Here is a 22,499-nt window from a genome sequence, read left to right as displayed (position 1 = left end):
TGTTTCGTGGGTAATGGTGACGAAGCTCATCATTCTTACGGGCTGATTTTTAACGATTTAGTAAAATTTTTAACAATATTTGGGTTATATTTGTATTAATCATTTAAAAACAACGAGGGGAAGGTTATGAGGAGGCTGATGAGCTTGATGCTCTGCATTTGTTTTTCATCTCAATTTGCAATCGCGCAAAGCCAGGATCTGGCAGCGAGTTTTCCAGAAAAGAATAAGGAGAGTATTCTTTTTTCAGACGAAAAAAAGACTGAAGTAGCGGTAGACGTCGCTCCACAGAAAAGAGAAGAAGGTATCAAACCCAGATCTTTCATTATGCCGGCTACACTTATAGCCGCGGGCGCTTTTACATTGGTAAACGAAGTTAAAGGCATCAATGAGTTTGGAAAGACCACTATGTGGCGCGACGGTTACCAGGACCGGATGAAGATAGATAACTATACTATCGGTCTGCCTGCAGTAGCGGTATATGGTTTAAACCTTGCCGGTATCAAAGGTCAGCACGGTTATCTCGATGCGACAGCGCTGCTTTTCATGTCGAGCGCTATCAGTAATGGTGTTGTTTTCGGTACCAAACATGTTACCGGTATTCCTCGTCCCGATGGCTCCGATAATCTTTCTTTCCCTTCAGGTCATACTGCGCAGGCTTTCGTAGCAGCAGAATTTATGCGACAGGAGTATAAAGACGTATCGCCCTGGTACGGTGCGGCTGGCTATGCAGTAGCGATCGGTAGCGGCATGCTGCGTATGTACCACGACAAACATTGGCTGGGCGACGTTGTAGCAGGCGCGGGTGTAGGTATTTTAAGTACACGTGTATCCTACTGGTTATATCCCAAGATCAAAGAGGCATTATTTAAGAACAGTAAAAGCAATATGATAGTAGCGCCTGTGGTAAGCAAAGGCGGCGGATTAGGAGCTTCGTTAGTATATACCTTCTAGTTGTTAGGATAGCATAAATAATGAGGCCATTGCGAAATTTGGTTAGCAATGGCCTCATTTGTTTTTGCGCACTCTAATATATCTTACTGTCCGCTGGCCCAGTCAGCTTCTCGTTGAGCGTATGAGCCGAGGGGGATTGATTCCATGTTTGACGGCAGATCGACACTCGATACTGCACCTTCACCTGATATATTCCATTGCTGTGGCCTGCCAGCAGGGTTATGTCCAATTACCATGACAGGTGTACCGTTCCGTGATACACGGCCCCCGCTTTGTGACCAGCCATTTGCCCATCCAAAGTTCCATTTTGCGTCTGCCTCACTCACTCGTACACAACCGTGTGACGCCGGATAGGCAATTGGCAGTGAATACTGGTGTACGTGCATCCCCAAGCGGGCATCAAAATTGAACATCCAATACATTTCCCAAAGCTCACCTTCCGGAGCTTCCGACGATAGTCGGTAATCATCCTTCCAGTTGAAATTATACCTGCCCACCGGCGTAAGGTCGTCGTTTCGTCCTGTTGATACCAGGCCCCATCGTACCAGCTTGCCATACTCGTATGCACCGAATGTCTGCGTGCTCTTATCTATGATAAACAGCTTTGGCATGTCTGTCGCTGCAGCATACTGAAATGGATAAGGCGAATAAGCTCTCCAGTCGTTGGGGAAAGATTTAGGTATCAGTAGCTTTTGCCCCATTTTCATGTTGTCGCCCGTTACGCGGTTTGTCAACTCTATTACGTAACGGCGGTCTCCAGTGTACTCCCCGGGCAGATCCTTTATGTAAGCAAGCAATTCGCTCCATTGTCCTTTGCCGTCCTTCTTGTTGTGATCCTTGTATATGTACACTTCCCAATCCACTTTCGGCACGTTGTCTATATCACCGATCTGTGTTTCCAGCAAAGGGTATACAGCCTGTTGGTCAACATACCCCTGTGCGAATAGGCGTGTTGTGGTAAGGATCACCATCGTCAATATCACTAAAGCCTGTCTCATACTTCGTCCATTTGTCTTCATCAAACCAGCAGGGAAAAAATTCATACCGCAATGCTAGTTGAGGTTGTTAAAGTTTGTTATGACCTTCAACACTTTAGGAGCTGATTTTGGTCAATTAACGACAAAAGCCCCGCTACAGCAGGGCTTTTAGAGATTATTCATGCTTTTATGCCATATCGTACCGGTCAAGTCCGGCTCCATAGCCATCCTTCGTTACCGCTTGCACCGTTAAGCCCATCTTTTCAAAAAAGCCAAAGGTTTGTTGGCTGGTGTCAAGTGTTATTTTGGCGCCGGGTAGGATTTTTTGCAATTCTTTTACACGAAATTGAAATAGCTCTTTGCCATATCCCTGTCTGTGCTCGTCGCTATGTACCATTCCCCACGCAATACTGGCTGCATGCTCGTCATTCAACAAATAAAAACCACCGCAAGCGATCACCTTATTGTTTTTCTCTAACACGTAAAAATGGTCGGCCGACGAATTGGGATAAGTCGGTTGGCCAGCATCCTGTGCGTTCAGCCACTGTTCTATAAATGCGCGTTCTGAAGGATCGAAATATTTTGGACAGTTGCTGTCAAATATGTCGAGGCACGCAGCCCTGTCAGTAGGTATATACGAGCGTATCATTTATTGATGTTTATGAGCCATTATAGAGTAGACCAGCGGGATCCTGTTGCCGTGATGAGCTACCCTAAATTTACCCCGTTCAACTTCCACAGGGTTTGCAAAAATATTGTAAGGCGAATAGTCAAATTCCTCAAGACTGTCTATTTCAAGGCCGTTTTTTATAAGGTTGTTAACCACCTCGCTAATGCTGTGGTTCCAGCCTACATACTCAATTTTCATTGGTGCGCTTTTATCAGCATAAGTTCCGTCCTGCGTTTCTTCGATGGGGCCGTCATTGAAATAATTATAGCCAACTTTTTCAACGGCATCATCAAACATCCAAAGCACGGGATGAAAGTCGACGAAGATGAACTGTCCTCCCGGTTTTAGGTAGTGAGATATTATTCCCGCCCATTTGTCAAGATCAGGCAGCCAGCCTATCGTTCCATAGGTTGTGAATACAATATCAAATTGCTTATCCAGGTGTTTTGGCAGATCGTAGATATCACAGCAGATAAAGTCGGCATCAAGCCCCATCTGAGTATTCAACTCTTTCGCTTTTTCAATTGCCTTGTCCGAGAGGTCCGCCCCCGTTACTTTAGCACCCATCCTCGCCAGCGACAAACTATCCTGGCCAAAGTGGCATTGCAAGTGCAGGATAGTTTTACCTTTCACATCGCCAAGCATGTGAAGTTCTATCTCCTTAAGCGATGATTTGCCGCTTAAAAAACCGGGGATGTCATAAAATTCAGACTCAACGTGTACCTCTGTTCTCTGGTTCCAGCTCTTACGGTTCTTTTCAATATAATCGGGTGCGGTGTTCATGTATTAAATGTAACGAAAAAGCCCCGCAGGAACGGGGCTTTCTATTCCAAATTACTGTTTTACAATTTGGTGTATCGATACAGCGGATCCTTGCATATGCTTCAAGATGTAAACACCTGGCTGCAGTTTGCTGATATTTAGCGTTGTCGTGGGTGTGTTGGTTTCTTGTTCCATAACCATTCGTCCGCTAACGTCGGTGAGTTGTACGATCGCGTTGCCTTGGTGTTCCGGTGATTCGATTGTCAATACGTCTGACGCTGGAGTAGGGTAGATATGAAGTGACCCTTCATTAAATTCATCAACCGAGGTTGGGTAGTGCGTAAATGCCTGCTTGAACTGCCAGGTAGAGTAGGACGATGCTCCGCAAACGCTACGAAGGCGTACGTAATATTTGGTAGCGCCATTCAGCGACGAAATAGTTGCCGAGAGTGCGGTTGTCGAAGTGCCCGACGGAGGCGGTGGCGTGGTAGTCAGTACCGAGTATTCATAGTTGACAGCATTGCTTACTGGGGTCCAGCTGATCTTGATGGAGTTCGTTGTGATGTCGTCGATGGTCATAGTTGGAGGAGCGCAGGGTGGTAGTGTTGTAAAAGTTTGCGTTACCCAGGTTGAATAATAGCCGGCGGCGCATTGAGTACGGAGATGGAAATAGTAGATCGTCGCAGGGCTCAATGTTGCTATGCTGGCAGTAGTAGTTGTACTATTGTAAGCTCCCATTGTTGGTGGCGTTGGAGACGTGGTAACATCCCAATCGTAACCCATAGCGCCTGAAACTGCAGGCCATGTCATGTCTGCACTGGTACTTGCAATATTGCTGATCGTGGCGCTTGAGGGTGGATCGCACGGAGTCGTTACTACAAGGTTATAATCTTCAACCTCACCATAATTTGCCTGGCTGCAGGCTGTAACCGTGGACGAGGGATTGTAAACGACCCTTGCCCTCATCCTTTTTGTGCCAAGTGATGTTCCTGCCGGTACAGGAAAGCTACCTGTTACAGAATCACCAATCGCTACTGCGCCCGACGCGATTGTTTCACCGGCGTCAGTAAAGTCACCATCTGCATTCCAGTCTACAAAAAGATAGTAGTTCTCCGCATAGACAGGACCGTTGACCAAGCTATAGTTTACCGAATTGCCAACACTTGTAGTATGGGTGTGGGCACTATAGTAGGTATACGCGGCTGTAGTTGTATTAGAGCAGCCGGTAAGGTAGTTGGTAATGTTGGTCAAGCCACCTGTAGTGCGAAATGACTGTATATAGTCATCATCGATGCAGCCGGTAAGGTAGAGATTGGTTGTGCAATACTGTGCGTTCGAGTTTAGAGTGCCAGCAAGCAGAACTGCCGAAAAAGCCGCGAAGCGGACAAGAGGGCATAAGTTTTTCATATATGATTTATTTGGTGTTCCAAGATAGCGAATATTAGTGCCTTTGTGCATATAACCGACCTAAATAACAAAAAAAGCCCCGCAAGCAGCGGGGCCTTTTAATTCAGTTATTGCTTTACAATTCGCTGTATCGATACTGTAGGGCCCTGCAGGTATTTTAGTATATATATTCCAGGTTGTAGCTTGCTGATATCAAGTGTTGTAGACGATGTGCCAAACCCCTGTTCCATGACCATTCTTCCACTAACATCGATCAGTTGGATTATTGCCTTATCTGCAGATTGGGCAGACTCAATAGTTAGCTTATCTGAAGCTGGAGATGGATAGATGTTGAGGTAGTCATTGTTTACCTCATTTACGGAAGTTGAGAAATGTGTAAATATTGGTATAAGGAGCCATCCGGAATATGTTGATGCGCTACAGATGCTTCGAACACGTACATAATACTTGGTTGCACTATTCAGTAATGAAATGCTGGCTGACAATTGTGTTGTGGGAATACCAGTTGTCGGAGGATTTGTGGTGGTAGTTATAGCATATTCATAGCTTATAGCTGTACTTGAAGGAGACCAGCTGAACTGCACCGAGTTGGTGGTGACGTCGTTTACCTTAAAATTGGACGGGGCGGTGCAAGCAGGCGCCGAAGTGGTTGTAAAAGTTTTTGTTACCCAGCCAGAACTCTGGTTGAAGCCACTACACTTCGTGCGTAAGTGAAAATAATAAGTTGTGTTTGGAGTGAGCGTGTTTGTGCCGATCGCAGTTCCGGTAACACTTCCGGTGCCCGACGAAGGGGGCGTTGGAGAAGTGGTGATCGCCCATTCATAGCCGATAGCGCCCGGTACTGCAGTCCAGGTCATATCTGCGGTAACCCCGGTGATGTTGCTGACTGTTGCATTTGACGGAGAATTGCATGGAGGCGCTGGTGCTACGATGTTCAGATTGTAATCTTCGATCTCGCCATAGTTTTCCTGGCTGCATGCCGTAACAGGCGTAGTGGGATTAAATACAAACCGCGCTCTCATTCGTTTTGTCCCGAGTGTAGTACCCGGCGGAACCGGAAAGCTTCCTGTTACGGAATCACCGGCCGGCACCGTGCCTGTTGTGATCGTTTCACCTGCGTCAGTAAAATCGCCGTCTGCGTTCCAGTCTACATAAAAGTAATAGTTTTCATTGTTGAACGGGTTGTTGACTATGCTAAAGTTAACGTTGTTTCCCACGCTGGTGGTGTGCGAAAGAGCGCTATAGTACGTGTAACCGTTGGTTGTGTTTGAGCAACCTGTGGAGGGGTTCATTATGTCACCCATTCCTCCGCTGGTACGAAAAGACCGGATATAGTCATTGTTTGTGCAGCCGGTCAGGTACAGATTAGTAATGCAGTACTGGCCATTCGATTTCAATGATCCGCTAAACAAAAGAGTTGAAAGGGCCGTGATGCGGCAAAAGGTGTACAGTTTTTTCATAAGTAGGTTAATGGTTCAGCCTAAGATACTCCAATAACGAAGCCGTGTGTATGAATGCTGTTTCTTTCAGTAGTTTTTTTATTTTTTCATGACAAAGTCATATACTCATGGCAATTGCGTTAATGTTGCTTTGGACAGAATAAAAAAACCCCGCGTAAGCGGGGCTTCAATGTTATGTTCGAATAGGCTATTCGGCCATCATTTCTTCGATGATCGCAGCGATATCTTCTGCATTTGGTTTCGAGAAGTAGTCGCCGTCTGTCGCATAAGCTGGACGGTGCGCCTGTGCGCTGATAGTACGCGGAGCTACGTCCAACCATTGGTAGCCCCCTTGTTTTTCCATCACCTGTTGGAACATGTAGGCAGATGCACCACCGGGCACGTCTTCATCTATAAACACAATGCGGTTCGTCTTTTTCAACGATTCAACGATCATGCTGTTGATGTCGAAAGGTAGCAGTGTTCTTACGTCAACCACTTCGCAAGAGATACCCAGTGGTTCGAGGTAGTTGACAATAGCCTCTTCGATGACACGCAGGGTAGAGCCGTAAGAAACGATCGTAATATCGGTTCCTTCGCGCACTACTTCCGGCACTCCGAAAGGTACTGTATACTCAGCCAGGTTATCCGGCATCATTTCCTTCAGGCGGTAACCATTCAGGCACTCGATCACGATACCGGGCTCATCGCTCTTCAGCAGGGTGTTGTACATACCAGCCGCCTGTGTCATATTGCGAGGCACACACAGGTGCATACCACGAATAGAGTTGATGATCATGCCTATCGGCGAACCACTGTGCCAAATGCCTTCCAGCCTGTGGCCACGTGTACGTACTATAAGCGGACATTTTTGGCCGCCTTTGGTGCGGTATTGCAGTGTAGCCACATCATCACTCAACGGTTGCAAACCGTACAGCAGGTAATCCAGGTACTGGATCTCCGCTATAGGCCTCAGGCCACGCATCGCCATACCCAGGCCCTGACCCATGATAGTTGCTTCGCGGATACCAGTATCCGATATGCGCAGCTCTCCGTATTTATCCTGCAATCCTGCGAAGCCCTGGTTTACGTCACCAATTTTACCCAAGTCTTCGCCGAAGGCTACTACAGCGGGATTGTTGGCAAAGGTTAGGTCAAAGAACTTATTCAGTATCTCATACCCATTCAGCGATTGCGATGCATCAGTGAATACTGGCGCTACTTCTTTTACCTTCATTGCGCTGTACGGCGACTCTGAATGCAGATGTGAGTTGAACTTGTCCCTGTTATCTGCCATCAGGTTGTTGTACAGGTTGCGCAGGCTGCGTACTGCATCGCTGTTACCTGAGCACATGCCTAGCACGCGGCGCAGTGTCTGCATCACGTCTTTGCGGATAGGTTCTTTTATTGCGTTCAGCTGTTGAACCAGCGCAGCTATTTGTTCTGTATTAGCGCCACCTTCATACACCACCTGGTTGCAGGCATTGGTTGCTTGCTGCACCTGTTGGCGAATGGGGGTGATGAAGTTGTCCCATGCGCGTTGTTTGGCAGTACGGGCTTCCTCCTTAGCAGTATCTTCTAATTTATTGATCTCCTCTTCAGTAGCGATATTATTCTCCAGGATAAACTCGCGCATTTTAGCGATACAATCCCATTCCTTTTCCCATTCCAGGCGTTCTTTGCTTTTGTAACGCTCATGTGAGCCTGAAGTAGAGTGGCCTTGAGGTTGCGTAACTTCCTGTACGTGGAAGATAGCAGGGATATGTGTTTCACGTACGCGGGCAATACCTTGCTGGAAGGTTTGCATCATGCCGGGATAGTCCCAGCCCTTTACTGTATAGATATTCAGGCCACCTTTCTTATCATCCCATTGCATACCTGCCAGGGCCTCAGATATCGAGTTCTTGGTTGTCTGGTATTTACGCGGAACAGAGATTCCGTAACCATCGTCCCACACGAAGATCGCCAGAGGTACCTGCAATACGCCGGCGGCGTTCACGGTTTCCCAAAACAGACCTTCTGAAGTAGACGCATCACCGATGGTGCAGAATACTACCTCGTTACCGTTCTTGGTGAATTTCTCAAAGCCTTTTTTTGTTTCCTCCACATTGCGGTACATCTTAGATGCCTGGGCCAAACCCAATGCGCGCACCATTTGTCCTGCAGTAGGAGAAATGTCGCTCGATGATTGTGGTGTTTGGGTAAGATCTTTCCAGTCGCCATTATCATCTACCCAGCGGGTGCCGTAGTGACCGTTCATCATACGGCCGGCGGTAGAAGGTTCATGTTCCACATCCGGGTTGGCATAAAGCTGAGAAAAGAATTTTTCGATATCGCTCATGCCCGTTGCAAACATCAACGTCTGGTCGCGATAGTAGCCGGAACGTACATCGCCGGGCTGCATGCATTTGGCCGCGGCTATCTGGGCCAGTTCTTTGCCATCGCCAAAGATGCCAAACTTGGCTTTTCCGGTCAGTACTTCGCGACGGCCGATAAGGCTTGCTTCACGGCTGGCCACCGCCATGTGAAAATCGTTCAGCACTTCCAGTTTAAATTCTTCAAAAGATAACCTAGCGGACTTTTTAGTAGAGGCTTCCTGCAGCATAGCTGCAAAGGTACGATGGTAACGTAAAATCTAAAAGGTATAACATAAAAATAGCGTGCGTAGTTGCATATAGTCCTACGCCACTTGTTACATTTTCTGCTTTTTTATCTCTTTAAGCACTTGCAGGCCCTTGTATAGGGCTGGAATTGGTCCTACCTATATGCGGCTTCATCCTCGCCAGTTCTATGGCTTTTTCCCACTCTTCGTAGTTCAGTACAGTAAATTTCGCAGTGTCGTATTGCAGGTAAGTTATTGCCAGGATATTGCTATCAGTAAGCACTGTTTCGTTAGATAAGATGTTTATTGTGTCAAGGTCAATGGAGATGGCCGCTGTGACAGCGTCATTCAGCATGAACACAAGGTGCTTAACTGAAAGTACCAGTCTGCCGTTTTGCATTACCGATTCGGAGTTGACCCACACCGCTGGCTCACTCTTCAGAATTCCTTCGTTGGTTAGTTTCTCTTCTATCGTCAGGCCCATAACACAAAATTTATACTATAAAGGTAGTTAATCTATCCCTGCTTTTTCTTTAATATATCCCGGAGAAGCTTTTGGCCGCAGGATACGTATGGTTTGCAGAACTACCGAGAGGCATATCAAAGCCATGCCAGCGTAAAAGCCGCTATGCAGCTCTTTGTTCTCCTTAAAAAAGATAAAAGCAAGCACAATACCATAAACCGGCTCGAGGTTAACGCTTAACGTAGCAGTAAAGGAACTGATGTGTTTTAGTGCATTTATGGCCAGGCTCTGTGCCCACACTGTGCAGCACAAACTCAAAACTACCAGCCATACCCAATCCATGGCCGATGGCAGGATCACAGTGTCTGGTATATAGAATAACTGAATGGGCATCAGCAGGGTAAGCAGCACTAGTCCCGTCGACATTTCGTAGAAAACAATGGTGCGGGCAGGGTAGCGGTTGGCGATGCGTTTGTTGATAACCGTAAAAACCGAGCTCAGAATGGCCGCTATTACGCCGAAAATAATACCCAGTACATAAGATTGCTCCATGCGGTAAGTATGGTATATCAGGAATACCCCTGCAAGTGCCAGAAGGCCTAACAGCAACTCATATATATCATGTTTCCCCTTATTTACGAAAGGGTCAAGCAGTGACGTGAATATGCTCGCAGTGGACAGGCAGACAAGTGCGATCGAGGCATTGGAGAATTTGATAGAGCCGTAAAAAGCCACCCAGTGCAGCGCCATCAGGCTGCCTACTGCAGCCATAGGTGCTATGTCTTTGCGGCCTATGCTGAGCCATTGTTTGCGGTATTGCAGTATTACGAACATGAAAACTGCTGTGAGCAGCATACGGTACCACACCAACACCGGGGCGCTAAGATCGATAGCTCTGCCCAAGACGCCGGTAAAGCCCCAGAGCAGAACAGCCGCGTGAATTTGAAGAAGTGCTTTTTTCATTAATGGATCAGACAGCAAACATAGCTAATTGAAAGGCGTATCGCGATAAAAAATAATGGCTGCAGCCGAAAAAAATCGAATTGCATTCAATCAAATAACTACTTTTGTTTTCTCAATCAAAAACAAACAACGGGACACTAATCGTTTACAATCCTTTCAGGGGCATAGATGAACAATACATACACTGATCTTGTAAAACAAACCTTTGATTTTCCACAAGAAGGTTTTGAAGTATCCGACAATAACCTGCATTTTAACGGGCTGGACATAAGAAAACTCATCGACAAGTATGGTACGCCGTTTAAGCTGACCTATCTGCCGAAGATCGGTTCGCAAGTCAATAAGGCCAAAAAGATGTTCAACGATGCGATCAAAAAGCATAAGTACGATGGCGAGTACTTTTATTGTTATTGTACCAAGAGTTCTCACTTTTCTTTCATCGTAGAGGAAACGTTGCGGCATAATGTACACATAGAAACCTCGTTCGCTTACGATATCGAGATCATCAAGCAGCTATACAAGCGCCGTAAGATCAACAAAGACACGTATATTATTTGTAATGGTTTCAAGACAAAGCCTTACACGCGCAATATAGCCCGCCTCATCAACGACGGCTTTAGGAACGTCATTCCCGTTCTGGATAACAAAACTGAGTTTGAAGACTATAAAAAACTGATCCGATCTAAGGATCCCGTAAACATCGGTATTCGTATAGCCACTGAAGAAGAGCCTACATTCGATTTCTATACCTCGCGTCTTGGTATTCGTAGCCGCGATGTACTGGAATTTTATGTAGACAAGATCAAAGGCAGTGAGAAGTTTCGCCTGAAGATGCTGCATTTCTTCATGAACAAAGGTATTAAGGACGATATCTACTACTGGAGCGAGTTGAATAAGGTCGTAAACCTATACTGCCAACTGAAAAAGATCTGTCCTGAATTGGATGGTCTCAATATCGGTGGTGGGTTTCCCATCAAACACTCACTTGCTTTCGACTATGACTATAATTATATGGTCAACGAGATCGTGTCGAATATCAAGCAGGTGTGTAAGCGTAATAAAGTAGATGTTCCCAATATCTATACAGAGTTTGGTTCATTTACAGTGGGCGAGAGTGGTGCGGTTATTTACAGCATTCTTGATGATAAGATGCAAAACGACCGTGAGATCTGGTACATGATCGATAGTTCGTTCATCACGACACTGCCCGATACCTGGGGTATTGGTGAAAAATTCCTGCTGTTGCCCATCAACGGCTGGGACCGAGAATACCAGGAGGTCCACCTTGGCGGCCTTACCTGTGATAGTCACGACTTCTATACATCCGAAGAGCACATTAACGCTGTGTTCCTGCCTAAAATAGATAAGGCTAAGGGCGCTGAACCACTATATATCGGATTCTTCCATACCGGTGCTTACCAGGATCAGCTTGCTGGGTACGGAGGCATCAAGCACTGTATGATTCCATCGCCCAAGCACGTTGTGGTAGAGCGCAATAAGAACGGTGAGCTGGAGGACTGGCTGTATGCCAAAGAGCAGACCGCTCAGAGCATGTTGAAAATACTAGGCTACGTAAAATAGTAAAACAGCGAAAGCGAAAAAAAACAAAAAGGGCGAAGTGAAAACTTCGCCCTTTGCTTCGTCTGTTAAATCTTAAACCAATCCTAACGATCTTTAGTTCACTGATATTTGTTGTGTTGCCGGTTCGGCATTCTCCTTTTTAGGCAGTTCTATTGCCAGTATACCATCGGTATATTTTGCGTTGATGGCGGAGGTGTTTACCTTATCATTCAGTGTAAAGCTTCTTTTGAAGGCTGCTGCTTTGTATTCGCTCCTCAGCCATTTACCTTCCTGGGCAGCCGCGTCTTCTTTCTTGTCGTAAGAAATTGTCAGAATGTTGCGTTCCAGGTTGATCTTAAAGTCGTCTTTTTTAAGACCCGGTGCTACCAGGTGTACTTCATAGCTTTTTTCTGTTTCCAATATGTTAGCCGGAGGGTTGGCTTTGAATTCAGTATTGAAGTCATTGAATAAGCCTTCCAATATGCCACCAAAGGTGTGGGGTGCGCTGTAGCGAGATTTTGCCTGATACATAGTTTAATTTGTTTAGTTGTTAGCGTTTTTGTTTACGCAGATACCTAAACAAACCATGGACCATTCAAAATTTTCAGCCATTATGGCGTAATGTTGTCCCTTTAGGTGACTTTTTGTCTGTCTGTGTCAATTTTTAGCTGACGGGATAGCATTTTAAAGCCCGGTAGAACAGTCTGCAAATCATTGCATTCAGTCCTGCCGGGCCATTAAAGCCATAATTTAATATTGGAGAAAAATTAATTTCCTTTTGAAAATCCTTTTTCAGATATTTGCTTTACTTACGATGGGTTAGTAAGTACAGTCCTATCCCGACTTACCACGGTATGTCGGGATTTCTTTTTGCCTTTAACCAAGGATTTCCTGCAGGTAGCTATCTACGTTCCCGAAGAGCATTTCGGGGTATTCATTGCTGAATTTCGATTTTACAAAACCACCTAATAATGGACGTGCAGCCGGTTGTTGCAACTCTGCAGTGCTCATCGGTATCAGGTCGTATTCAGCATGCGGGAAATAGCTTAACACCTTCAGCGCCAGTTCTACGCGGTTCATGTAATCGGTGCTCCCTACGTGGTAGATGCCGTGTTTGCTGTCACGCAATAGCACGTACATAGCGCGGGCTATGTCCCAGGCATTGGTTGGGGACGCGTATTGGTCGTAAGGTAATTTCAGGGTGAGTTTTTGTTTGTTTAAGCACTGGTCTACTATGCGGGCTACAAAGTTTTTTCCTCTCGCTTCATTGCCATAAACATTAGTAACGCGCAGTACCAGTGTTTTGTCCAGTTCTTTAATTGCCAGTTGTTCTGCTTCCAGTTTATGGCGGGCATATACACTCAATGGATTTACCGGTGCGTCTTCGCGATAAGGGCCGCTCTTTCCATCAAATACATAGTCGGTAGAAATGTAAACAAAGCGCGCTTTGCATTGCTTTGCTACCTCTATCAGGTTTATCGTGCTCTGCACAGTTTGCTGGTAGCTCTCGTCCTCATGTGTTTCGCAGTAGTCAACATGCGTCATCGCTCCGCAGTGTACGATCACATCGGGTTTCCAGCCTACTATGTCAAAGTTCTTTGAGTTGACAGTGTCGAGCGTGCTATAAAACACAGTGCCTGGTTGCTCGTAAGAAAAATAAGATCCTTTTACATCCCAGCCTTGCTCACTGAAATGCTTCATGCAATTATTGCCCACGAGGCCCGATGCACCGACGATAAATACTTTCATTATGGTTCGTAAAGTTCGAAAAATACGAAAGCCATCTCAATACAAGATGGCTTTCGGAAAAAATGATTATTGAATTAAGCAGTAACCGCTGCCTTTGCGTTGATGTTCGGCATTTCCTGCGGGTACACTTTGTTGTCCAGTTTCTCGCGCAGTTCGCTGAATGCTTTCAGTGTCAGGTCGATGTCTTCGTCAGTGTGTACAGCTGTAGGTATCAGGCGCAGGATGATCTGGCCTTTTGGAATAACAGGGTATACAACTACCGAGCAGAAAATGTTGTAGTTCTCGCGCATGTCGAAGATCAGCTGAGTAGCATCGAACAGGCCACCTTTCATGTGCACTGGTGTTACCGGTGTGTTGGTAGTGCCTATATCGAAGCCTCTTTCGCGCAGGCCGTTTTGCAGCCTGTTCACGTTATGCCACAGTTTTTCTTTCAGCTCAGGCTTGGTGCGGAGCAGGTCCAGGCGTTTCTGGTTACCTACAACGATAGCCATTGGCAGCGATTTAGCGAACACCTGCGAGCGCATGTTGTAGCGCAGGAAGGTCAGCACTTTTTTGTCAGCAGCCAGGAAGCCACCGATGCTCGCCATAGACTTAGCGAATGTAGAGAAGTATACATCGATCTGATCCATGCAACCTTGCTCTTCACCGATACCGGCACCTGTTTTGCCCATTGTACCGAAGCCGTGTGCGTCATCTACAAAAAGGCGGAACTCGTATTTGCTTTTCAGGGCAGCGATCTCTTTGATAGCACCCTGGTTGCCTGACATGCCGAAAACGCCTTCGGTGATCACGAGGATACCACCACCTGTTTGCGCTGCCATTTCTGTAGCGCGCTGCAGTTGTTTTTCGCAGTCTTCAACGTTGTTGTGTTTGTATACATAGCGATGGCCGGGGTGCATGCGCAAACCGTCGATAATGCAGGCATGAGATTCTGCGTCGTAAACGATCACGTCGCGGCGGCTGCACAGGCTGTCGATGGCTGAAACCATGCCCTGGTAACCGTAGTTGAATAGCATAGCGTCTTCCTTACCTACGAATTCAGCCAGATCTTTTTCCAGCTGCTCGTGGTGGTTAGAGTTACCGCTCATCATGCGCGCACCCATTGGGTAGGCGAGGCCATATTGTTCTGTTGCTTCTTTGTCTGCTTTACGTACTTCGGGGTGGTTGGCAAGACCCAGGTAGTTATTCAGGCTCCAAACGATACGCTCTTTGCCCTGGAACATCATCCTGTTTCCTATCTCTCCTTCCAGCTTAGGGAATGCAAAATATCCGGGCGCTTTTTCGGCGTAATCACCAATCGGTCCAAGTCTTGATTCAAATTTGGCAAATAAATCCATAATTACCTGATAATGATTTTAGTGTAAAGAATTGGGTATTTACGGGTGCGAAATTAATCAAATTATCCTCAAAATGCTTGCCCACGCTCACTATATTGCAGCGCAACTCCGCTATTTCATGAGGCATTTTCTCTTCTTATTCGTCTTTTTAGCATCTGTATCTGGCTCTAACGCACAAAATAAAGCTGTTCCCCGGCCGAAGCTGGTGGTGGGTATCGTGGTCGACCAGATGCGCTGGGACTATCTTTATCGTTACTACGATCGCTATACTGAAGGCGGTTTTAAGCGCCTGATGTCGGAAGGATTCAATTGCCAGAATACCATGATCAACTACCTGCCTTCGTTCACGGGTCCGGGACATGCTTGTGTGTATACTGGTTCCGTTCCTTCCATCCACGGCATCGCTGCCAACGATTGGCTCGATAACATCACTGGTAAATATTCTTATTGCGCACAGGATGATAATGTGCGACCTGTAGGTGGTAGCGTGGTTGCTGGGAAGATGAGCCCCAAAAACTTAATGGCCACGACTGTCACCGACGAACTAAAGTTGGCGACCAATAGCCGTTCAAAAGTATTTGGCGTAGCCATTAAAGACCGCGGCAGCATTTTGCCGGCTGGACACATGGCCAATGGGGCCTACTGGTTCGATGACAGCACTGGCAATTTTGTTACCAGTTCATTTTATGGAAACAGCTTGCCCGAATGGCTGAATAAATTTAACCTTGCCAACCATGATACTTTTGTTTCTCCTGATTGGTCTTTGCTTTACCCTTTGAATACATACAAACAAAGCGTGGTCGACGACAATCGCTACGAAGGTCCTTTTCCCGGCGAACGCGCTCCTATATTTCCGCATTCGGTAAAAGGTTTTGATCGAAGCAGGTTGGGATATTACGGGCTGCGCTATTTGCCCTATGGAAATACAATGGTCTTTAACCTGGCAAAGGCTTGCATCAACGAGGAGAAACTAGGGCAGTCAAACGATCCTGATTTTCTATGTGTGAGTTTTTCATCGACGGATTATGCCGGGCATCGCTTTGGCCCAAATTCGGTAGAAATGGAGGACATGTTCCTTCGGTTTGATATAGAGCTGGCTGAGTTTCTGAAATACCTCGATCGGTCGGTAGGCAAGGGTGAGTATACTTTGTTCCTGACTGCGGATCATGGAGCGGCGCACAATCCAACGTTCATGCAGGATATGAAAATTTCTGCAGGTTCAGATAATGATACTGTAACTGCGCGATTGCTGAATAGTCATTTGAAAAACACTTTCGGTGTTCATGATACGTTGGTGCGTCTGTTCACCAACTACCAGGTATACCTCAATGAATCGGGCATTGCGCGATTGAAACTGGATCGTACGCAGGTGAAAGCTGCTATTACCGATTGGCTGGGCAAACGTCCGGGGATTGCTTATGCAATAGATATGGAATTGATAGGCAGGCTGGCCTTGCCCGAGCCGATAAGGGAAATGGCCATCAACGGCTATAATCGTAAAAGGAGCGGAGTCATTCAAATAATATCCGAGCCGGGCTGGTTCAGTGGCGATCATGGCGCTACTGGTACTACACATGGTTCCTGGAATCCTTACGACACGCACATCCCTTTGTTATGGTATGGTTGGGGTATTGCCAAAGGTGAAACCCACCGCACTGTATATATGACCGATATAGCTCCAACCCTTGCTGCATTGCTCAAAATACAGATGCCAAGTGGTAACATTGGAAAGGTGATCGCGCCTGTTATGAAGCGCTAATGTGACGTGTCCTGGATTTGTCCCATATGCCTAATCCAATTATCCACGCAACACCTGCCAGGCCTGCAATGAGTGCAACTGCTGCCACGCGGTGTTCGGTGTCATGCACTTGAATATAGATAGCAAGAATTGCCCAGGTTACTACAATTGGTATACTTAAGTCGCGGAACAACCGGCTTAATAACATAGCCAGACCCAGGGCCAGGGCAAGCATTATGTTCGTCCACAGTATTTCTGAAACGCCGCCGCCGCGCCAATCTATACTAGCCAGCCAGATCCCAATGTTAGCGATTGTTGCGACGGATAGCCAGGCCATGTACAGGCCAAACGGAACGGAGATCCACTTGTTTGTCCTGTTCGCCAGTGCTGCATTCCGGGTAAGGGCATACATAACGATAGAGGAAACAAGCATTGCAATAATTATTGCAAGACTGGCAGTAATAACATCATTTCTAAAAGCTACCTGCCAGGCCATTCCCAACAGGTTCGATATAATGAAAGTCGTTGCCACATTGTCGTAAAGTTTATTGGCCCTTTGTGCAGGTAATAACTGGTAAACGGCGTAGATGATAAAGGACAAATAGATAACTCCCCAGATAGCAAATGCATAACCAGCAGGCCTGAATAGTGTATCATACTGATCGGTTATTTCCACCATCGACCTTCCTGCCAGGGGTGTAAGCCCTAATAGCCAGTCGAAAAATGGATTGATGATGCTCAGTATCAAGACTATCCATCTTCTTGCCATGGTATTGTTTTGGGAGTTTGCTTCAAAACTGTGCCATGTACAAGTTGGTTTGTACATTAATTCTAAATAAATGTCCAATAAAAATTTGTACAATTGTCCAAATGTGCTAGTTTCGGCTTAGCAAACGGGCATTTATGCGGATCTCGGCTAACTCATACAACGGAACTAACGGCGCTGTCATCATGTATGTAGACATGAACAGCTACTTTGCCAGTGTGGAGCAGCAGGACAACCCCCAATTCAGGGACCGCCCGCTGGGTGTGCTCACGTTTGATAGTCCCAATGCTTGCATCATCGCACCGTCTATAGAAGCCAAACGTTTTGGCGTGAAGACCGGCATGCGCCTCGGTGAGGGCAAGGCCTTGTGCCCGCAGATGATGACGACCACCACACGTCCGCACCGCTACCGCGAGATACACGTGGCCGTCATGAAAGTGCTGACCAGCTATTGCGACACGCCGAACGTAATGGCCAAAAGCATTGATGAGGCTGTGATGAACTTTAGTTCATACAAACTTGTCTATCCTGATTTCAGGGAGGTGGCTTATCGCATAAAAGAGGACATTCGAAAAGAATGCGGTGACTATATTAAATGCTCCATAGGTATTGCGCCCAATTCTTTCCTGGCCAAGCTAGGCACCGAGCTGCAGAAGCCCGATGGACTGATAGTGATAACCCCGGATAATATCGACGACTACCTGGCCACCATGAAGCTGACCGACCTGCCGGGTATAGCAAAAGCCAACGAAAAAAGATTGCAAACCATCGGCATCCGTACGCCGCTGGAGCTGCGTCATGCTTCAGATGCTTTGCTGCGCAGGGCCTTTGGTGGTGTGGTGGGCAACTACTGGCATTCACGGCTTCACTTCCGCGAGACGGATCTGTATAAGAACGATTACCGTGCTATGAGTGCTACGCGTACGGTATCGCAGGTGCAGCGAGAATCGAAACAATCGTTGGAGTCGTTGCTGATATCGCTGTGTACGAGACTGGAGCAGCGGATGGTGAAGCAGGACGTGTTCTGCAAGGAGGTGAGCTTTTTTATCAGGTACAAAGATTTCACCAGTTGGGAGACGAAAATAAAGCTGGCCGACCCGACGCAGGATGCCATGGAGATGCGCAGTTATATCTACGATCGCATTGCAGAGTTTGAACGCCCGCGCAACATTGACACTATTTTCAACAACAGGACGATGCAAATGGGTGTGGCTATTTCAAACTTCATTCATGGTGCGCGTATACAGTATAGCCTGTTTGAGAATAAGATAAAGGCCGATACTGCGCGAAAGACCATGTACAATATCAAAGACCGCTACGGCAAGAACGCTGTACGCAAAGCCTGCGAGACGATAAGGCCAAACGAAATGGCAGATGCTATCGGCTTCGGTTCGGTGAAAGACCTGTACGAAGGCGATAAGTTCAATAAATACATGCTGGAAGAAGATTAAAACACCCCACCACAAAACAAAAAACTATGATCAACCAAAGAGCAAACGAGCGTTTCGACAAGGGCAGGGGAGCCCAGTTCAATCCAAAGAACAGGTTCCTGAAAGGGGAGTATGTGCAGGAGCATCCCGAGGCTATCGATGATTGGGAAGTGGAAGAACGTAAGACCGAATACATCTTTGACGATAGTAAAACGCTGGTCAATAAGGTGACCAGTCCCGATGTAGGCATGATGTTCTCCGCCAATCCTTACCAGGGCTGCGAGCACGGTTGTATCTATTGTTATGCGCGCAACTCGCACGAGTACTGGGGTTACAGCGCGGGTGTAGATTTCGAGAGCAGGATAGTGGTGAAGAAGAATGCACCGCAGTTGCTGAAGAAGTTTTTCGAGAACCCCAATTGGGAACCATCAGTTATATCCCTCTCGGGCAATACGGATTGTTACCAGCCTATAGAACGCCGCATGCGCATCACCCGCAAGTTGCTGGAGATCTGCCTGGAGTACCGCAACCCCGTTGGCATACTCACCAAGAATGCACTCGTGCTCCGTGATCTTGATATTATCAAAGAACTAAACAGGCTCAACCTCGTACGTGTATTCTCTTCCATCACCTCGCTGGATGAAGACCTGCGCAGAGTGCTGGAGCCACGTACTGCTTCTTACCGTTCGCGCTTGAAAGTGGTGGAGACCTTAGCGAAGAACGGTGTACCTACAGGCATCATGAATGCACCGTTGATACCGGGACTGAACGATATGCACATGCATGATGTGTTGAAGGCATCAGCAGAAGCAGGAGCGAAATGGGCAGGGTATACGGTAGTAAGACTGAACGGCGCCATTGGACCGATATTCAAAGACTGGCTGTTCAAAGCCTTTCCCGACCGTGCAGAAAAAGTATGGGGCCAGATAGCAGCCTGCCACGAAGGCCAGGTGAACGATAGCCGATGGGGCAACCGCATGGTAGGCGATGGTAAGTTTGCCGAACTGATACGCACGCAGTTTCATCTATACTGCAAAAAATATGGGCTGAACCAAACAGAGATGGAATGGAATACTTCATCCTTTAGAAGGATAAAGCATGGGCAGTTGCCGTTGTTTTAGGATCCAAATTATTGGTTCGTGTTTGTAGGAATGCTGACTGGGGACGAGATAGCTAGAAAGAAAACGCAAAAAAAACTTTATTTTTCTGTATGGCTAAGAAAAAGATAACCTTCTTGAAGTTTATAAAGTAGAAGCAGAGAAGTATAATAAGACACGAGATATCCAGTGGAAAATGAATGTTGCTTTGTGGACTGTCATTGTGTTGGCTAGCTACGCTAAGGCTGAAAACAAAATTAACTTTCCAAGTAATCACGAAACCGGTTTGTTTATCGGCTTTCTTTTCATCCATGGCTTATTTATCGTCTTTATCAAACATTCGCAATTGAAAAGTTTATCAAGGATGCGAAACATAGCAACGTTTGTGTGTGAAAAAAATGAAGAGGAAAATATTACCTGGGAAGGCATTGAAAAATACCATTGGAGCTGGAATTGGAGTTGGGAGCTAATAACATTTGTCATAACGTTTGTGCTCCTTTGGGCGTATTCGTTTGTAAAAGTATCCGGCATCCCTAACTAATAGTCATTTAAGTATGAAAGTACAAGGCAAGAAGATTATTGATGCAAAACCTGCGGGTTATCCTTATACGAGTTCAACAGAACAAGAGGTAAGGGATATTTTTCATGTTTTGTTAGATAGAAAATTTATTAAAGGGGATGTTCGTACTCTCGATAAAGTGCCCAACTCAGATGGTATTTTAGAGATTACTGATAATGAGCAATTTCCAATTGGTAAAATTGATATTCAATTAAAGACGCTTCAACCCAAAAACTATAAAAAACCGTCTTATCAGGTTGAAACCTCATTGTTAGCATACTGCGATATTTCCGTAATTCCCGTTATTCTAATCGTTGTGAATAGGGACGATAAAAAGGCGTACTGGAAATACTTTGACAGAAAAACTCTAATAGAAACTAGTCAAAGGATTAAAGGTAAAAGCGTGTCAATAGCTATTCCAATCGAAAACTGCTTAGATGGTACGAATAATTTGTATGTCGCTGACTGGATTAAAATCGCAAAAGAATCAATCGATAAAATACATGGGTACGATGAAGTGCTGGATGTTAATAGTAAATTGAAAGAAAGCCTCGAAAAGTTGCAAACGAGACTTGAAGCTCCTACTAATCTGCCAGTACAGGTTTTGAAAGAGATTCATGAATTCATTGATATCTACAATTACATACTGGATAGAGAGTTTAACTTCGTTAAGAAGTATTTGTATCCAAACTACTGGAAAATTGGTATCGGAGTATTTAAATACGATGCAGACGAGTTTAATTATCTTTTGTACCCCGTTGAATTTAAAAAAGAGCAGACTCTCGTTAAAAGTGTCAAGCGCGAGGATTATGATGACATTTTTCAGGAATTATATGATGGTACTATTTTATCAATAGCATCGAAGTTTAGTCCCGAGATAATAAAAGAAACGCCTTGGGTTTACGCTTATAAGGAACTTGAAAAAACAATAAATGAAACGATAGATAAATATACTTTCATTGTTCCAGACGAATTTTCCGCCAACGAGTACTTGATTAGCTTTATTGACACATTCTGCGATTATCTAGATTTTATACCAGGATTAGACTCATATTCTCTTAAAGACCTAAAACTGAAATTGTTTAGTATCCTTCCGATGCTTGAAGCCGAAAGTGGATATTATGCTGACTGGGTTAAAGAAGATAGAGTTAATATTGATCACCGGGCGAAAATTTCAAATCAAGAATTTCACCGGAAGAAAATTCAGAGTGCTATAGAAATGATTTCAATAAATCACCGACCTAAAGTTGAGGTTAGTTTAGATTCCAGGCTTTATAGTTTCAACGCTCTAAAATTTTATGTCATTCTGCTCGAAGAATTGGGATTCGACAATGCTGTTCGCGTTTATGCAAACGACGTTAATGAAAGAAGATATTCATTGTATCCGTGGCAAAAATGGAGTAAGGAGACTTTATGGGGGAATTTCAAACAGCTGAAGCAGAATTTTAGCAGGGTTTTCGAAAAATGTTTAAACGAATATTTTCCAAACATAAAAGAATATTTGAATTACCCTGAAAGCTCTGAGTATTCTCTCGTCCATGTTCTTAACTATACAGAAAGTGACTCAGTGAATAGTAGACCTCATCTCGAAACTTATCATTTACGACCCTTTTTACCTGAAATCGGCGAGCAATATTTTTACTTTATCGAAGACGAGCAACAGCCAATTAATCGTGAGAAATATTGGTTGGACAGAAAATTTGATGTTACTATTTCTAAAAGAAAATATCGAATAACAATGGTTCAAGGCAGGCCGATTGATTTTATGTTCAAAACATCTCCAATGAACGAATTACTTAAAATGGTCATTAAAGATCGGCTCAAGGATTTTTTTAAGCAACGAAAATCTCATGAACGAATATTATCTAACAATGATTTCTAGAGTACTCCCATCGAAAATATAAATTTTATATTTTGTTAATTTGTAGTATATTTGCTATATAATAACTCTTTGAAATCGCTGGGTTCCGACATCGCCGCTTGTGTATTTTTTGAAATAATCGAAAAAGTACACAATTGTACACACGAC

General features: G+C 45.4%; 19 protein-coding genes. 7 read left to right on the top strand and 12 right to left on the bottom strand.

All coding sequences use genetic code 11. The features are described 5' to 3' along the window. Positions 1–126: 126 nt before the first annotated feature. Positions 127–951, top strand: a complete 825-nt coding sequence (locus P2W83_RS14910) for a phosphatase PAP2 family protein (protein WP_276134554.1) — start codon at positions 127–129, stop codon at positions 949–951. 83 nt (positions 952–1,034) lie between these two features. Here the strand turns inward: P2W83_RS14910 and P2W83_RS14905 are convergent, their stop codons facing one another. From P2W83_RS14905 to P2W83_RS14870, 8 genes are all read right to left on the bottom strand, one after another. Then, positions 1,035–1,949 carry a L,D-transpeptidase gene (locus P2W83_RS14905; protein WP_276134553.1) on the bottom strand — a complete coding sequence of 305 codons (915 nt, stop codon included), beginning with the start codon at positions 1,947–1,949 and terminating at the stop codon, positions 1,035–1,037. 166 nt (positions 1,950–2,115) lie between these two features. Beyond that, entirely contained in the window at positions 2,116–2,577 is a 462-nt protein-coding gene (locus P2W83_RS14900) for a GNAT family N-acetyltransferase (RefSeq protein WP_276134552.1), read from the bottom strand. Then, positions 2,578–3,381 (bottom strand): class I SAM-dependent methyltransferase, encoded by an 804-nt coding sequence (locus tag P2W83_RS14895; RefSeq protein WP_276134551.1) that lies wholly within the window; start codon positions 3,379–3,381, stop codon positions 2,578–2,580. It abuts the gene before it with no gap. Positions 3,382–3,432: 51 nt separating this feature from the next. Then, positions 3,433–4,767 carry a GEVED domain-containing protein gene (locus tag P2W83_RS14890; RefSeq protein ID WP_276134550.1) on the bottom strand — a complete coding sequence of 445 codons (1,335 nt, stop codon included), beginning with the start codon at positions 4,765–4,767 and terminating at the stop codon, positions 3,433–3,435. 107 nt (positions 4,768–4,874) lie between these two features. Beyond that, complete coding sequence (locus P2W83_RS14885) at positions 4,875–6,227, bottom strand: T9SS type A sorting domain-containing protein (RefSeq protein WP_276134549.1); 1,353 nt, start codon at positions 6,225–6,227, stop codon at positions 4,875–4,877. Positions 6,228–6,414: 187 nt separating this feature from the next. Then, positions 6,415–8,811, bottom strand: a complete 2,397-nt coding sequence (locus P2W83_RS14880) for an alpha-ketoacid dehydrogenase subunit alpha/beta (protein WP_276134548.1) — start codon at positions 8,809–8,811, stop codon at positions 6,415–6,417. Positions 8,812–8,923: 112 nt separating this feature from the next. After that, complete coding sequence (locus tag P2W83_RS14875; protein ID WP_276134547.1) at positions 8,924–9,292, bottom strand: hypothetical protein; 369 nt, start codon at positions 9,290–9,292, stop codon at positions 8,924–8,926. A gap of 27 nt (positions 9,293–9,319) precedes the next feature. Further along, positions 9,320–10,234, bottom strand: coding sequence for a DMT family transporter (locus tag P2W83_RS14870; protein ID WP_276134546.1), 915 nt, complete (start codon positions 10,232–10,234; stop codon positions 9,320–9,322). 168 nt (positions 10,235–10,402) lie between these two features. Between P2W83_RS14870 and P2W83_RS14865 the strand changes: the two genes are divergently transcribed. Continuing rightward, positions 10,403–11,815 (top strand): type III PLP-dependent enzyme domain-containing protein, encoded by a 1,413-nt coding sequence (locus P2W83_RS14865; RefSeq protein WP_276134545.1) that lies wholly within the window; start codon positions 10,403–10,405, stop codon positions 11,813–11,815. Positions 11,816–11,908: 93 nt separating this feature from the next. On the opposite strand, the gene P2W83_RS14860 is transcribed toward P2W83_RS14865, so the two are convergent. The 3 genes from P2W83_RS14860 to P2W83_RS14850 form a co-directional block, all read right to left on the bottom strand. Further along, complete coding sequence (locus P2W83_RS14860; protein ID WP_276134544.1) at positions 11,909–12,325, bottom strand: Hsp20/alpha crystallin family protein; 417 nt, start codon at positions 12,323–12,325, stop codon at positions 11,909–11,911. Between the two features lie 345 nt (positions 12,326–12,670). Continuing rightward, positions 12,671–13,543 (bottom strand): SDR family oxidoreductase, encoded by an 873-nt coding sequence (locus P2W83_RS14855; protein ID WP_276134543.1) that lies wholly within the window; start codon positions 13,541–13,543, stop codon positions 12,671–12,673. Positions 13,544–13,617: 74 nt separating this feature from the next. Beyond that, the gene (locus P2W83_RS14850) at positions 13,618–14,880 is read right to left on the bottom strand and encodes an aminotransferase class I/II-fold pyridoxal phosphate-dependent enzyme (protein ID WP_276134542.1); all 1,263 of its coding nucleotides are present in this window, start codon (positions 14,878–14,880) and stop codon (positions 13,618–13,620) included. A gap of 73 nt (positions 14,881–14,953) precedes the next feature. Here P2W83_RS14850 and pafA point away from each other — a divergent pair, with 73 nt between their 5' ends. Next, positions 14,954–16,639: an alkaline phosphatase PafA gene (pafA, locus tag P2W83_RS14845; RefSeq protein WP_276134541.1), complete on the top strand. Its 1,686-nt coding sequence runs from the start codon at positions 14,954–14,956 to the stop codon at positions 16,637–16,639. Here pafA and P2W83_RS14840 read toward each other — a convergent pair. Then, positions 16,626–17,387 (bottom strand): TspO/MBR family protein, encoded by a 762-nt coding sequence (locus P2W83_RS14840; RefSeq protein WP_276134540.1) that lies wholly within the window; start codon positions 17,385–17,387, stop codon positions 16,626–16,628. The two genes, pafA and P2W83_RS14840, sit on opposite strands and share 14 nt — an antisense overlap. A gap of 134 nt (positions 17,388–17,521) precedes the next feature. Here P2W83_RS14840 and P2W83_RS14835 point away from each other — a divergent pair, with 134 nt between their 5' ends. The 4 genes from P2W83_RS14835 (at position 17,522) to P2W83_RS14820 (ending at position 22,352) form a co-directional block, all read left to right on the top strand. Then, a complete protein-coding gene (locus tag P2W83_RS14835) occupies positions 17,522–18,835 on the top strand; it encodes a DNA polymerase Y family protein (protein ID WP_276134539.1) in 1,314 nt (437 codons plus the stop codon). Between the two features lie 26 nt (positions 18,836–18,861). Beyond that, positions 18,862–19,935 carry a PA0069 family radical SAM protein gene (locus P2W83_RS14830; protein WP_276134538.1) on the top strand — a complete coding sequence of 358 codons (1,074 nt, stop codon included), beginning with the start codon at positions 18,862–18,864 and terminating at the stop codon, positions 19,933–19,935. A gap of 172 nt (positions 19,936–20,107) precedes the next feature. Then, the gene (locus tag P2W83_RS14825; protein WP_276134537.1) at positions 20,108–20,452 is read left to right on the top strand and encodes a hypothetical protein; all 345 of its coding nucleotides are present in this window, start codon (positions 20,108–20,110) and stop codon (positions 20,450–20,452) included. A gap of 13 nt (positions 20,453–20,465) precedes the next feature. Further along, entirely contained in the window at positions 20,466–22,352 is a 1,887-nt protein-coding gene (locus tag P2W83_RS14820; RefSeq protein WP_276134536.1) for a DUF4365 domain-containing protein, read from the top strand. Positions 22,353–22,499 lie beyond the last annotated feature (147 nt).

The sequence above is a fragment of the Polluticoccus soli genome (assembly GCF_029269745.1).
Classification (GTDB): domain Bacteria; phylum Bacteroidota; class Bacteroidia; order Chitinophagales; family Chitinophagaceae; genus Polluticoccus; species Polluticoccus soli.
The sequence above is the reverse complement of the archived record's forward strand: the minus strand, read 5'-3'. Positions and strand labels throughout refer to the sequence as shown.